Genomic DNA, 13,852 nt, shown 5'->3' with positions numbered 1-13,852 from the left:
ATCATTTACTTCACCGCCCTCGTCAAATAAACATTTTCTAAAGAAAAGCAACTTTGCTCAAAACGCAACCAAAACCAAAAAATCGCCCAAAAACCAACTAAACTAAGATACAGAGAAGAAGATTTTGGGACTTCCGCCCTAGCCGCGAAGGAGCAATCATGGACACCACCCCACAGCCGCCATTCCGCACCGTCCCTCCCCCACCTGCACCACCAGCACCCCCAACGGCATACGTAGCCCCCAACAGCGTCGTCACCCCAGCCGACGACTATAAACACGTCCAAGTTCAAGCCGACTCCCCAGACGAAACCTTAGCAAACACCATCGACGTCACCCGTTCCGACCTGCCACCCCGCCCCCGCTCCGTAATCGCAGAACCCACCTCCCCCTACGCGCGCTCAACCTCCCAAACCACCGCGCGACAACTCAACCAAAGCCAAGCAGAAACCGACTCCACGGAACCCCTCAAAGGCATCGCCCGCGCAGTCGCAAAAAACATGGAAACTTCCCTGGAAGTCCCCACAGCGACCTCCGTGCGCCAACTCTCTGCAAAACTCCTCATTGAAAACCGCGCTCTAATCAACTCCTACCTGGCTCTCACCTCAGGCAAAAAAGTCTCTTTCACCCACCTCATTGGCTACGCACTCATCGAAGCCCTAGTAGAAGCACCTGCCCTTAACGTCCGCTACACCCTGGACGAAAAAGGCAAACCAGCGATTGAAAACTTCGCCCACGTCGGCTTCGGCCTGGCTATCGACGTACCAAAACCAGACGGCACCCGCATGCTCCTCGTGCCCGTCATCAAAGACGCCGATACCCTCACTTTCGACGAATACCTAAGCGCCTATGAAGATATCGTAAAACGCGCCCGCGCCGGCAAACTTGAAGCCACAGATTTCAGCGGAGTCACCGTCACCCTCACCAACCCCGGCACCATAGGCACCACCCACTCAGTCCCCCGCCTCATGCAAGGACAAGGACTAATCATTGGCGTAGGAGCAACCGAATACCCAGCCGAATGGGCAGGCGCATCTAAAGAACTGCTGGCAGACATGGCCATCGGCAAACTCATGACACTCACCTCCACCTACGACCACCGCGTCATTCAAGGCGCAGGATCGGGAGAACTATTACGCGCTGTAGCCAACAAACTTACCGGCCAAGATGGCTTCTACGAACGCGTCTTTGACTCTATGAAAGTCCCCTACTCCCCATACGAGTGGGCACAAGACCTGCATACCTCACGTGGCAACAACCCACGCATCATGGAGCTTATCCACGCATACCGCTCCCGTGGCCACCTAGCAGCTGACACTGACCCACTCGCATACAAAGTACGCCGCCACCCTGACCTGCAAATCAGCACCTACGGGCTAACCATCTGGGATCTAGACCGCACCTACCCAGTCTCAGGTTTCCACGGACGCGAATCTATGACCTTACGCGAAATCTTGCAGCTACTCCGAGAAACCTACACCCGCACATTGGGCATTGAATACATGCATATTCAAGACCCCGTGCAACGTGAGTGGATACAGGAAAAAATTGAAAAGCCATGGCGTAAGCCTTCTTCAGAAACTCAGCGTCACATCATGACCATGCTGAATAAAGCTGAAGCCTTCGAACACTTCCTGCAGACCAAATACATCGGTCAGAAACGTTTCTCTTTAGAGGGCGGCGAATCGCTGATTCCGCTTCTAGAACGAGTACTTTGGACCGCAGCTCATAACGATATTGCCGAAGTAGCTATCGGCATGGCCCACCGTGGCCGTCTCAACGTTTTAGCTAACATCGCTGGTAAGTCATACGCACAGATTTTCTCTGAGTTTGAAGGTAACTACGACCCCCGCAGCGTACAGGGATCCGGCGACGTCAAGTACCACTTAGGCACTGAGGGGATTTACTCAGCTTCTGACGGCTACGCCACCAAAGTCTCCTTAGCCGCTAACCCCTCTCACCTAGAAGCAGTTAACGGGGTTTTACAAGGCATAGTTCGCGCTAAACACGATAAACTCAGCGAACCAGGTTACCCAGTACTACCAATCCTAATTCACGGAGACGCGGCTTTCATTGGCCAGGGTGTAGTCTATGAAACCCTGAATATGAGCCAGTTGAAAGCCTACCGTAACGGTGGTACTTTCCACGTGATTGTGAACAACCAGATTGGTTTCACCACCAGCCCCACCTCTGGTCGTTCCACTCGCTACTGCACAGACCTAGCTAAGGGACTACAGATTCCAATTTTCCACGTAAACGCTGACGATCCAGAGATGGTAGTACGCACCGCTAAAGTGGCTTTTGAATTCCGTAAAGAGTTCAATAAAGACGTCATTATTGACCTGATTTGCTACCGCCGTCGGGGACACAATGAAGGCGATGATCCATCAATGACCCAGCCAGTCATGTATGGGCAGATTGAACGCACTCCAACCACACGCGACGGCTACACTGCAGACCTTATTGGACGTGGTGATATCACCGCTGAAGATGCCGCTGCTGCGTTGCAAGAATACAATGACCTACTTAATCAGATTCTCACTGAAACTCGTGAAAACGGAGGCTACGCTACACCAACTGCCAACTCCATCGCTGGCTTAGAACAGCCAGAATCTCAACGTACTGATCAAAACCTGGTGTTCGGCTGGGAGTCTAAGATTACCCAAGAAATGATCGAACGCATTGGCGATGCACACACTGACATTCCCGCCGGTTTCACCCCTCATCCAAAAATGGTGAAGCTTTTCGAAAAGCGTCAGGAAATGTCTCGTCAAGGCAATATTGACTGGGGCTTTGGAGAACTCCTCGCCTTTGGGTCACTACTCATGGAAGGTACTCCTGTTCGCATGTCTGGACAGGATGCTCGACGCGCAACCTTCGTGCAACGACACGCTACTTTGCATGATTACACGAATGGTTCTGAGTGGACTCCGCTGAACTTCTTGGTCGAAGGACAGCCTGGTTTTGAGATCTATGATTCTTCGCTTTCTGAATACGCTCCCTTGGCTTTCGAATACGGCTACTCTGTGGAACGCCCTGAAGCTTTAGTACTTTGGGAAGCTCAGTTCGGCGATTTCGCTAATGGCGCTCAAACTGTATTGGATGAGTTTATTTCTTCTGCAGAACAAAAGTGGGCACAACATTCTTCTGTCACCATGTTGCTTCCTCATGGGTTTGAGGGGCAGGGCCCTGATCATTCTTCTGCACGGATTGAACGTTACTTATCTCTATGTGCAGAGGACAATATGTGGGTAGTGCAGCCTTCTACCCCCGCTAACCACTTCCATATGTTGCGTACTCAGGCTTATAAACGCCCTCGGAAGCCACTTATTGCTTTCACTCCTAAGCAGCTACTGCGTCTACCAGAAGCGGTTTCTGCGCTGGCAGACTTTACTACCGGTTCTTTCCAGCCGGTGATTTCTGAAGTTGATTCCCAGGTGACCCCAGAGGCAGTGGATCACGTTCTAATCTGTTCTGGCCGTCTTTACTATGAGTTAGTTAAGGAACGTGCTCGCCTCAACGACTACCGAACTGCGATTATCCGTTTGGAACAGTACTACCCACTTGCTACTGAAGTTTTAGCTGCTGAACTAGCTAAGTATCCTCACGCTAAGCTGATTTGGACTCAGGATGAGGCTAAGAATCAAGGTGCCTACCCATTCTTAGCTCTGAACCTATTCCCAGAGCTGGACCGTCCGGTTTCTGTGGTGTCTCGCCCGGCTGCGGCTTCCCCAGCAGCTGGAACTATGGCGTTGCATAAGTACCAGGCTGCCCAACTGCTAGTTGATGCTTTTAAGCGTTAAACTGGTAGTTCGGAAGGAGAGGTAATGACCACGATACGACTATGTGTAGTTGGTGACGAACTAGTTTCTGGATTAGGGGATGCCCGTGGTCTAGGCTGGTTGGGTCGAGTATTAGCTCGAACCCAGTTACCGGCGGATTTCCAAGTTTTCCCTTTGGCAGTCCCAGATGAGACTACCACGGCTTTAAATGAGCGTTGGGAACGCGAATGCGGTCTGCGTTTTAAGCCTGATACTGATAATCGTTTGATTATTCAGATTGGTAAGGCAGATTTAGTAGCCGGGGTTTCGGCTGCGCGGACGCGTTTAAACTTAGCCAATATTTTAGACGTCGCAATGCAGCACGGGATTAAGCCTTTGGTAATTGGTCCTCCGCCATTGCGCTCTTTCGATATGCGTCAGTTACAGGCTATTTCGCAGGCGGCTTTTGAGGTTTGTGAACGCCGGGATGTGCCATTCGTGGATACTTTTAAGCCTCTTGCTAAGCATGACCAGTGGCACGATGACTTGAGTGTTTCAGTTACCCAAATGCCTTCTCAGGCTGGTTACGGCTTGTTGGCTTGGATAGTATTGCATCGTGGATGGTATTCCTGGATTGGTTTAGAACCTAAGCATTAAGTGTCTTCTGAGGTTTCTGTGACTACTCTTTTACCGGATTCTCTGCGGGTTTTATTGCGGGCTGATTCTGTTGAGGATTTGTCGATTTGGCAGTCTGCGGAAGAGGATTTACGCTGGGACGCACCTTTTGATAAAGCTGCGGATTTGTTGGATTCTGATCCTGAGCCTTGCTTTGATGCGTGCGTCTTGGCTTTGGAAACTGTTGAGTTAGAGTTCCCGCTGATTAGGGAATTCTTAGCTCGGGAAGATTCGGTGGCTGGTGTTGCTGATTTAGAGGCGTTGCCACTTTATTGTGAAGAGCTTTCAGGACGCTTGTTGATATCTTTAACACCGTTATTCGCGGCTAATCTGCCTTATCAACGGATTCCCGATATTACGGTGAGAGGCCGTTTGTGGTTGGCTTCGAAGCTTTATCAGGGGTTTTTCCCACATTTAGAGCATGCTTTAGATTTAGCGTTCCAGTTTTGTTTTGAGGCGATTAGGTTAGCTCCTACTGACGTGGATGCGTTACTTACTTTAGTAGCGTTAGAGACTTTCGTTTCTGAGTCTGCTGAGCCGTTTGGTTGGGCTTTACCGCGAGCGTTTTCTTTAGCTGTTTCGGATGAGCAGTTGAGTTTCGCTTATTATCGGGCAGCTTGGCGGCGTGGTTTTTGCGCGGATGCGCTGGCATGTTACGCGCAGGTTTTGCCGGGGACTTCTTTTTTCGAGGACGCTCAATCTGAGGCTGACGAAGTTGCTTTGCTGTTACATGCTTCGAACCCTGAGTTAGTTATTCCTGACTATTCTGATCCGGCGCAGGTTTTTAACTTTATTAATGGTGGTACTGTTTCTACTTATGCGGTAGATCCGGATTTTCGGCAGCCGGCTCTGCAGGTTTTACAAGAGGTTGAGGCCCTCTTTTTAGGGTCTGGTCTAGAACTACCGCAGCCGCCAAGTACATCTGAAGATTCTGATACCGCTCAGTAGATTTATGGTTTGGAAACCGCTGTTAGGGCAAATGGGTAGGGGTAACTGCCGGGTTCAAACCTACAGAATCTAAAACTCATATGCGAACTCGTGTTGCGATATGTTTTTTCTGGCTATGACATCAAAAATCATATGCGAGTAGCTGCTCGCATATGAGTTTTGCTTATCTGGTGGATATAAAAGAGGGAGTTTCCTTTCGGAAACTCCCTCTGAAAATCTTGGCTTATCGCCCGTCAATCAATAAGATTGACAACCACTCATGCGTTTGGACGCTTACCGTGGTTTGCACCATTCTTACGACGGGAACGACGCTTACGGCCTCGCTTGCTCATTTCTGGCTCCTGTTTTCTAAGCTTAGATTTAGTAACTGTATTTCCTAGGAATTACAGACAACCCTGCTATTTTCGCATATTCGACTGTCATTGACAATTAGAAGCAGCCTTTGCGGACCGGTTTCACAATCTACCGATTTGGAGTTCTGCCAGTTGGGAACGAATTTTTGCTTCTAAATCAGCAGGTACGGGGCGTTCAAAACAGTGTTTAATCAACTGTCGCAGATGCATTTCTACGTCCAACAGGGTTTTACACTGTCCGCATCCGTCCAAATGGGCTTGCAGACGTTCTTGGGTGTTCTCATCTAGCTCACCGTCGGCCAGTAAAAACAGTAGTTCTTCTACTTCCTGACAGGCGGTACAACCTACGCTATACGCCATTTCAGTTAACCTCTTCTTTCACAACTATAATCCCGTTTTCACGCGCATAGTCAGCCAAGCGTTTACGTAGCATAGCGCGACCGCGGTGGATGCGTGACATTACTGTTCCCGTTGGAGTCCCCATTAGGTCAGCGATTTCTTGGTAGCTGAAGCCTTCCACATCAGCTAAGACCACTGCCTCACGGTATTGGTCTGGCATTTCTTTCAGTGCGCGTACCACGACTTCATCAGTTAGTGAGCTGAATGCCTCTGCTTCTGCTGATTTCAGCCCCGTTGGGTCGTGAGTGGATGCCTGGTACATTTCCCAGTCGGTAGTTGTATCTGCGTCTACTTCGGCTGGGCGCCTTTGGTTACGACGGTAGTTATTGATAAAGCTATTTTGCAAAATCTTATACATCCAGGCTTTCAAGTTGGTACCTTCTTTGAAGGTGTGGAAAGAGCTGAATGCTTTCACGAAAGTATCTTGCACCAGGTCTTGTGCGTCTGCTTCACTACCGGTGAAACGGTAGGCGGCTGCGTAGAGCTGGTTCAGTAGTGGCAAGGCTTGTTCTTCAAACCTGCTTCTGAGCTCGTCTTCGTCATATTCTGAGGTTCTCATCAGTATTCAGCGTACGCATTTTTTCCCAGTACGCAAACGCAGAAATACCGGTAAAATGTGGGTATGAGTATTTTACGCACTGTTATTCGTCCAGTTTTAGTTCTCCCTTTGGTTGTTGATAGCGTGGATGCTATTCGCAATCCTAAGGATCATGCTAAGAAGTTCTTGAAGCTTTATAAGCATGCTGAAAAACATGGCGCTCCTAAACTTTCTGAGAAGCAAGCTAAGTTGGCTTCTCAGGCTGCGGGTTGTGCAACTTTGGTGGCGGCAGCTGGTTTTATCTCTGGCAAAGCTCCTCGAACTTGTGCCACTATGTTGGCTTTAACTGCTTTGCCGGTGGCTATCGTACAAAATCCTGTCTGGACTGCTGAAGACCGTAAGGAACGAAACCAGTATCGTCGTGGTTTAGAACGTTATGGTGCTGTTTTCGCGGGCCTAGTTTTTGCTGCTTTTGACCGCCAAGGGGAACCTTCGGTGGCTTGGAAGGCACAGAACTGGCGTGATCAAAAGGTCGCGTTAGTTGAAGCTCGTAATGAAGGTTGGCAGGCTGCAAAGGATTCTTTCTCCGCATGAGTTCTGCTTCCCAGCAGGTTTTGTGGTGGCCAGCGCCGCTCAGAGTTGGTCCCCTCAATGGAGTTTTAGAGGTTCCTGGATCAAAGTCGCAAACTAACCGTTTTCTGCTTTTGGCGGCTACCGGGCAAAGTAAATGCAGGTTGCGGGGTTGTCTGTGGTCCAGGGACACTTTATTGATGAGGGCGGGTTTAGAAAAACTTGGTGCTTCTTTCCTAGCTTTGCCTGATGGAACGATTGAGGTCTCTCCGATTACTACCCGCGTTTTACGCGAGCCGGTGACTATTGAGTGCGGTTTAGCGGGCACAGTAATGCGTTTCTTACCACTACTGGCAGTGGCATTTAATGTACCCATTACTTTTACAGCGGATGTACAAGCTAATGCGCGTCCCATGCAGCCAATATTCGAGGTACTGAAACGTTTCGGAGCTAAAGTAACTTTCAGTGGTGGCGAATCTTTCCCTTTCACTGTAACTGGTCCTCTCACTACGCTACCCGAGAGAATAGAGGTTGATTGCTCTCTATCTTCACAGTTTTTTAGCGCGGTACTGTTAGCCTTACCTTTTTTAGCTGAATCTCCGGGTACTTTCTTTATAGAGACTGTGGCATCCCCCAGCCACCCGCATGTTGCCATGACTGTTGCGACGCTTAAAACCTTTGGTCATGAGGTTTCACTAGTTTCTGATTCCGAGCTTAAGTCTTTAAAAGCAACAGCAACTATTACTTCACAGCCCACTTTCAATCAACGCCTACCCGAGCTAATAGTGGAGCCAGATTTAAGCTCAGCAGCTCCTTTTATCGCTGCCGTAGCTTTCGCTGGTGGGAGTTTGCAACTTCCTGCCGTGCCTAAAACAAGTACGCAGGTAGGCATTAGGTTTTTGGAAATCGTTTCTGAACTTGGACTACTTACAGTTAGCAAAACCGAAGATACTCAGAACTGCTACTACCGGGTAGCTTCCCTTTCCACTGATTTTTCTACGTCCCCACTCGAAATGAACCTCACTGCTTTAGGGGAACTCACCCCGATTTTAGTAGCACTTGCCACACTTTTACCTCATGAGACTACTTTCACTGGGATTGGGCATTTACGCGGTCACGAAACGGATCGCTTGACCGCCCTCGAAAAAGAATTAGGAAAGCTGGGGATAGAATGCGAAACTGGGCCTGATTGTTTGCGCGTGCACCCACCTGCAGCCCCTGCCGTTACCCGCGAGCGTAGCCAGCCGGTTAAACTTAATACGTATAACGATCACCGTCTGGCAATGTTTGCGGCTCTAATGGGGCTACGCCAACCGGTGCTGGTAGAAAATATTGGAACCACTTGCAAAACGATGCCAAATTTTGAGCGTATCTGGCAGGAACTGATTTTAGGGGTAGAGAATGAGTAAGCGAGATATTGGTACTGATGATCCTCGCGTGCGCGTTCGCCCTGGAAAAGGAACACGCCCCCGCACGAAAATCCGCCCCGATTATTCGGATTGTCCAGAGGGCTTCATTTTCTCTGTAGACCGTGGACGCTACCATGTGCGCTTCGAAGATCGCCTGTTAATGGCTGTAAAGAGCCGTGAGTTGGGGCGTGGCTCCATCGTAGTTGGCGACGTGGTAAAACTGAATGGAGATTTAAGCGGTCGCAAGGATACCTTGGCACGGATTGTGTCCGTGAACGAGCGTTCTTCGGTTTTGCGTCGCTCAGGTGAGGACGCGGATACGAAAGGCCGTGAGAAAACCATGGTTGCAAATGCTGACAACGTGGTTATCGTGACGGCTATGACGAATCCGCCGGTTCGCCCTGGTTTTATTGACCGCTGTTTAGTGGCAGCTTATGACGCGCATATGCGACCCATTGTGTGCCTTACTAAAGCTGATTTAGGCGATCCTGATAATGTGATTTCCCTCTGCGAGTCCTTGGGGGTTACTACGGTGATTTCTTCAAACCAGGAGGGGCACGAGCATCAGTTCGGTTATGAGAAGCTAATTGAGTTAATTTCTGGGCAAACTTCCGTGTTGATTGGTCATTCTGGGGTCGGAAAATCCACGTTAATTAACGCTATTTTGCCTGAGGCAGAACGTTTAACTGGTGATGTTAATCAGGTGACTGGGCGCGGGCGGCATACTTCGACGAATATGATTGCTTTGGAGCTTCCCGAGGGCGGTTGGATTATCGACACCCCAGGTATACGCGGTTTTGGTTTAGCACATGTTGAACCAGATACTGTGATTGATGCTTTCCCTGAGTTAGAAGATGCGATTGAGGACTGTCCGCGTTCTTGTAACCATTTGGAATCTGCAGTTGATTGCGGTTTAGATGCTTGGGTTAAAGCCGGCGCGGATGAAGCTGACGCTGTTTATCGGGCTAATCGTCTGGCATCAATTCGTAGGCTGTTAGAGAGTTTGAAGACTGCTCAAGAAAAGCCTTGGGAAACTGTCCGCGATTAAGTTTTCGATGCCGTCAGTGGGGTAAGTTAGGATTTTAGTATGAAGATTTTGCATACCGCTGACTGGCATTTGGGACGCGTGCTACATGGTTATTCTCTGGAGGATTACCAGGCTCAGTTTCTGGATTTCTTTATTGATTTAGTAACCCAAGAAGTTCCTGAAGCGGTACTGATTGCCGGGGATATTTTCGACCGTTCGATTGCTTCTATTCGCGCGTTAGAATTGATGGATCAGGCATTACAGAAACTGAGTGCTTTAACGCAGGTGATTTTGATTCCTGGTAATCATGATTCTGCCTCTCGTTTAGGTTATGGTACTGCGCTTTACCACGATCAGATCAAGGTTTTCTCTAAGTACTCGCAGGCGGGTACTCCAGTGGTTTTAGAAGCAGATACTGCGGTTAATATTTATCCGATTCCGTATTTGGAACCTGATTTAGCTCGTTTCGAGTTTTCTGACCCCAATGCTGACATCCCTGTGGCACGCTCTCATCAAGCTGTTAATGATGCGGCGGCGCAGCGTATTTTCACTGATTTAGCTGAACGTCCGGGGATTGGCATTGTGATGGCGCATCCATTCGTGTCTGGTTCCGTAATTTCAGAGTCTGAACGCGATATTTCCGTGGGTGGGGTACAAAGTATCGGTGCAGATACCTTTAAGGATCCATCCGGGAAGATTCGTTATGTTGCTTGTGGACATTTACACCGGCCACAGTCTCTGGGAGCCACTTCCGATTACGTAGTTCGCTACAGTGGCTCTCCCCTACCTTTTTCGTTCTCTGAGGCCTGTGATACTAAGAGTATTACCAGGTTGGATATCACTGGTTCAACAGTTGAGATCTCTGAAATTCCAATTCCGCAGTCCTATAAATTATGTAGTTTTAAGGGGACTTTAGCTGAACTTGAGGAAGCTCAGCTTCCGACTGAGAACTGCTATTACAGTGTGCAGATTACTGATCCACTCCGCCCAGAAAAACTCTATGCACGGGTTAAAGAAAAACTACCGTTGCTGATGAACTTACAGTACGTGGAAACCGGGCAGATTACTGAATCTTATCGTCCTACCGACGCTACGATTTCTAGTCCTGAAATAACTGAACATTTCTTTGAGCAAGCGCTTGGACGTGAACTCGATGCAACAGAAAAAGCCTTAGTGCAAGAAATCTGGGAGCAGATTCGTTTAGAGGAGGTTGATAATGAGGCTAATTGAGTTAAATTTTGCAGCCATCGGACCGTTTCCAGAAGAACACCGCATTCGTTTTGCGGATTTTGAGTCTGCCGGCTTATTCTTACTACGAGGTGCTACTGGTTCTGGAAAGTCAACGATTATTGACGCCGTACTTTTCGCTCTCTATGGTGAAGCAGCTATTAAGATTACCTCCTCTTCTCTGCGATTACGTTCTAACTTTGCCCGTAAAGAAATGAACTCATACGCTGAGCTTATTTTTGAAGTCCCTTCTGGAATCTACCGGATCCAACGCTCCCCTGCTTATGTGAAAGCTGGGAATAAGAATGCCACGGCAGCTACTGCAGTGTTAGAAAAACTCGTGGTAGTTGAGGATGAAGTAATCTCTCGCGAACCACTGGCAGCTAAACCACGTGATGTAAATGCTCTGATTCCCGAAATTGTGGGGATTCAAGCTGATCAGTTTTTACAGACTGTAGTTCTACCACAAGGGAAATTCGCTGAGTTTGTGCGTGCTACACCTGATGCTCGTAAACAGTTACTGCAACAGATTTTCAAAACCCAGCATTTCAATACTTTTACAGAAAAGTTAAAAGAAAAAGCGCGGGCAGCTCGCGCTCAATATGAGGAGACTAGCCTCCGCGCTCAACAACTAACAGCTACTATTCTGGGTGCTGAAAATAATCTCCAAGACGCTACAGTTATTTCTGTTGAAGTAGATTCTTTACTAAAGAATCTAAAAGCAGAGGTTTCGACCCAGACCGCTTTATTACACGGGACGAAAACGCTACTTCGGGAAGCTAAGTTTACTTACGCCGAAGTTTCTGAGCTAAAGGGGTTACAAGCTGAATTCACTCTGGTAGAGGCAGAGTACGCTTCACTTAATCAACGGGTCGCCGAAATGCAAGAACTTGCTGAAACTATTGAACTAGCCCGGCAAGCGCAACCGGTTTTAAGCGTGGCTGAAGCGTTTGAAAAAGCGCAGACCAATTTGCAGAGCCTACATATTCGTCTAGAGGCTGAATGTGACTACCACTTAGAGGAAACGGTAAACACTGCTTGGGAATCTGCGGAAGCGTTGCTTACAGAAAAAACTCAGACGGAAGCTACTCTCACGCAACAGCTGGCAGTGATAAAGCAACTTAATGAAAAACGCCAGACTCTTGTCAATAAGGTCGCAGAAGTCGCCCAACTCAAAGCGACTGTATCTGAGCAGGAACAGCTTTTAGAAATGGCTGCTGCACCAATGGAACAGCAGCTTAAAAACATTACTGAGTTGGAAGCTGAAGTAACGCAGCTTCCTTTAGTCGCAGAGCAACTTACGGAGTTTAAAAACCGCTTAGCATTTGTGGATTTAGCAGATCAAAAGCGAAAAGAGCTCGTGGAATGTGCTGAGTTAATCGGTACGCGAGTCCGCCAATTAGAATCTGCCAAACGCGAAAGCCAAGTCATTTGGGAACGCTGGAAAGAAAATACTGCTGGCGCTTTAGCTACTCAACTAAAAGACGGTGAAGCCTGCTTTGTCTGCGGCAGCGTTGAACACCCTGCTTTAGCTATGGAAAGTAACTGCGAAGCAGTTAGCACTCAGCAGTTAGCAGAAGTAGCGGAAGCTGAAAATGAAGCTAAACTACTGCTAGAAAAAACTCAAGATAAGCACGTTCAGTTAAATACTGAAATTGCTGAACTTAATAAGCAAGCCGGTGCTATGCGTTTGCACTTAGAGGATGGTATCGCTGAACGCGAACAACTTCTGCGTGACCTCCAAGCTAAAGAAGCAGCTGTATTGCAGGCAAAATCAGACTATGATGCAGCTCTTGCACAGCTTACCGAGATTAGGCAACAGGTTTCCTTGGCGAAGGTCCGTAGTGAAGAAATCCAAAAAACCATCACAAGTTTAGAAGCTGAAATCGCTACAGCTGAAGCCACTACGTTAGGTTTATCTGAAGTAGATTTAGTGGCTAAAACTCAATCTTTATCTGCAGAGGTAACTAAGCTACGGGCGTTGGTTAACCTGCTATCCCAGTTACAGTCTTTAACTGAAATAGCGTCGCAGACAGAAGCAGAGTTGCAACAAGCCCTCACTGAGTCTGTTTTCTCTTCAGTTAATGAAGCTAAACAAGCAGTTGAAGCAGTGGAACCTTTAGATGAAAAACTCCAGCTAGTTGCTAGTTTTCATGCTAAACATGCGCAGGTTAAAACCCGTTTCTTAGAGCTGCGCTCAGTTCTAGAGACAGTCCGTGAGCTACCTGATTTAGAACATCTCAAAACTGTAATTTCGTCACTACAGGAACAACAAGATAACTTCTATGCTCTGCAAGCCGAAGCTACGGCTGAGCTCAAGCAGGTTCAAAATCAGGCAGTACAGTTAGATAATTTACTGGCAGAGCTTAGTGATTTGGAAGCACGCAATGGTGTGGTTCTCCGTTTAAGTGCTTTTGCTGCTGGAGCTAAAACTGTCACTGGAGTTGAGATTCCCCTAAGTACATGGGTTTTAATGGAACGCTTTGAAGCAGTTATTGCTGCCGCCAATCCTTTCATCGCAAGTTTCTCTGGATCTCGATTCAAGTTGGTACGTGTCGATGATGACGCTAATTCACAGGCACGTCACGGCGGTTTAGGCATCGCTGTTTACGACAGCGAAACTGACCAGCAACGTCCTTCCAAAACTCTTTCCGGTGGAGAAACCTTCTATGTTTCTCTTGCTTTAGCCCTTGGTTTGGCAGAGGTTGTATCGGCAGAAGCAGGTGGAATTGATTTCCGTTCGATGCTCATTGACGAAGGTTTCGGAACTCTTGACCCCGAAACGTTAGATAAGGTTCTAGAGGGGATTAAGAAAATTAACCAAAGCGGTCGCACTGTTGGGATTGTTTCTCACGTTGAAGAACTACGTCGTCGTATTTCCGATGGAATTGAGGTTTTCCCACGTTCTGAGGGTGGCTCGACGCTGCGGGTATATTCCTAACGTGAAA

General features: G+C 48.2%; 11 protein-coding genes. 8 read left to right on the top strand and 3 right to left on the bottom strand.

Features of this window, described 5'->3' with window-relative positions:
• Positions 1 to 158 precede the first annotated feature (158 nt).
• From HMPREF0044_RS03000 to HMPREF0044_RS02990, 3 genes are read left to right on the top strand one after another with little or no spacing between them, the layout of a single operon-like run.
• Positions 159 to 3,800 carry a multifunctional oxoglutarate decarboxylase/oxoglutarate dehydrogenase thiamine pyrophosphate-binding subunit/dihydrolipoyllysine-residue succinyltransferase subunit gene (locus tag HMPREF0044_RS03000; RefSeq protein WP_006546630.1) on the top strand — a complete coding sequence of 1,214 codons (3,642 nt, stop codon included), beginning with the start codon at positions 159 to 161 and terminating at the stop codon, positions 3,798 to 3,800.
• Between the two features lie 24 nt (positions 3,801 to 3,824).
• The gene (locus HMPREF0044_RS02995) at positions 3,825 to 4,415 is read left to right on the top strand and encodes a GDSL-type esterase/lipase family protein (RefSeq protein WP_006546629.1); all 591 of its coding nucleotides are present in this window, start codon (positions 3,825 to 3,827) and stop codon (positions 4,413 to 4,415) included.
• Between the two features lie 18 nt (positions 4,416 to 4,433).
• Positions 4,434 to 5,381, top strand: coding sequence for a hypothetical protein (locus HMPREF0044_RS02990; protein ID WP_141553819.1), 948 nt, complete (start codon positions 4,434 to 4,436; stop codon positions 5,379 to 5,381).
• Between the two features lie 257 nt (positions 5,382 to 5,638).
• Here HMPREF0044_RS02990 and HMPREF0044_RS08415 read toward each other — a convergent pair whose 3' ends face one another.
• The 3 genes from HMPREF0044_RS08415 to HMPREF0044_RS02980 all read right to left on the bottom strand — a co-directional run bounded on the left by HMPREF0044_RS08415 (position 5,639) and on the right by HMPREF0044_RS02980 (position 6,692).
• Positions 5,639 to 5,713 (bottom strand): 50S ribosomal protein bL37, encoded by a 75-nt coding sequence (locus HMPREF0044_RS08415; RefSeq protein WP_425357250.1) that lies wholly within the window; start codon positions 5,711 to 5,713, stop codon positions 5,639 to 5,641.
• A 123-nt stretch (positions 5,714 to 5,836) separates the two neighbouring features.
• A complete protein-coding gene (rsrA, locus tag HMPREF0044_RS02985; RefSeq protein ID WP_006546627.1) occupies positions 5,837 to 6,094 on the bottom strand; it encodes a mycothiol system anti-sigma-R factor in 258 nt (85 codons plus the stop codon).
• A gap of 1 nt (position 6,095) precedes the next feature.
• Positions 6,096 to 6,692: a sigma-70 family RNA polymerase sigma factor gene (locus HMPREF0044_RS02980; RefSeq protein WP_006546626.1), complete on the bottom strand. Its 597-nt coding sequence runs from the start codon at positions 6,690 to 6,692 to the stop codon at positions 6,096 to 6,098.
• A 63-nt stretch (positions 6,693 to 6,755) separates the two neighbouring features.
• Between HMPREF0044_RS02980 and HMPREF0044_RS02975 the strand changes: the two genes are divergently transcribed.
• The 5 genes from HMPREF0044_RS02975 to HMPREF0044_RS02955 are packed head-to-tail and all read left to right on the top strand — an operon-like array spanning position 6,756 to position 13,845.
• A complete protein-coding gene (locus tag HMPREF0044_RS02975; RefSeq protein ID WP_006546625.1) occupies positions 6,756 to 7,265 on the top strand; it encodes a hypothetical protein in 510 nt (169 codons plus the stop codon).
• Positions 7,262 to 8,650 carry a 3-phosphoshikimate 1-carboxyvinyltransferase gene (locus tag HMPREF0044_RS02970; protein WP_006546624.1) on the top strand — a complete coding sequence of 463 codons (1,389 nt, stop codon included), beginning with the start codon at positions 7,262 to 7,264 and terminating at the stop codon, positions 8,648 to 8,650. The genes HMPREF0044_RS02975 and HMPREF0044_RS02970 overlap by 4 nt, the downstream gene beginning before the upstream one ends.
• A complete protein-coding gene (rsgA, locus tag HMPREF0044_RS02965; protein WP_006546623.1) occupies positions 8,643 to 9,698 on the top strand; it encodes a ribosome small subunit-dependent GTPase A in 1,056 nt (351 codons plus the stop codon). The genes HMPREF0044_RS02970 and rsgA overlap by 8 nt, the downstream gene beginning before the upstream one ends.
• A 39-nt stretch (positions 9,699 to 9,737) precedes the next feature.
• Positions 9,738 to 10,907, top strand: a complete 1,170-nt coding sequence (locus tag HMPREF0044_RS02960) for a metallophosphoesterase family protein (RefSeq protein ID WP_006546622.1) — start codon at positions 9,738 to 9,740, stop codon at positions 10,905 to 10,907.
• On the top strand, positions 10,894 to 13,845 hold the full coding sequence (locus HMPREF0044_RS02955) for an AAA family ATPase (RefSeq protein ID WP_006546621.1): 2,952 nt from the start codon (positions 10,894 to 10,896) through the stop codon (positions 13,843 to 13,845). Before HMPREF0044_RS02960 ends, HMPREF0044_RS02955 begins: the two co-directional genes overlap by 14 nt.
• Positions 13,846 to 13,852 lie beyond the last annotated feature (7 nt).

Origin of the sequence: Gleimia coleocanis DSM 15436 (assembly GCF_000159015.1) — a bacterium.
Taxonomy (GTDB): Bacteria; Actinomycetota; Actinomycetes; order Actinomycetales; family Actinomycetaceae; genus Gleimia; species Gleimia coleocanis.
Note: the sequence above shows the minus strand (reverse complement) of the source record. Positions and strands in the feature narration are given on the sequence as shown.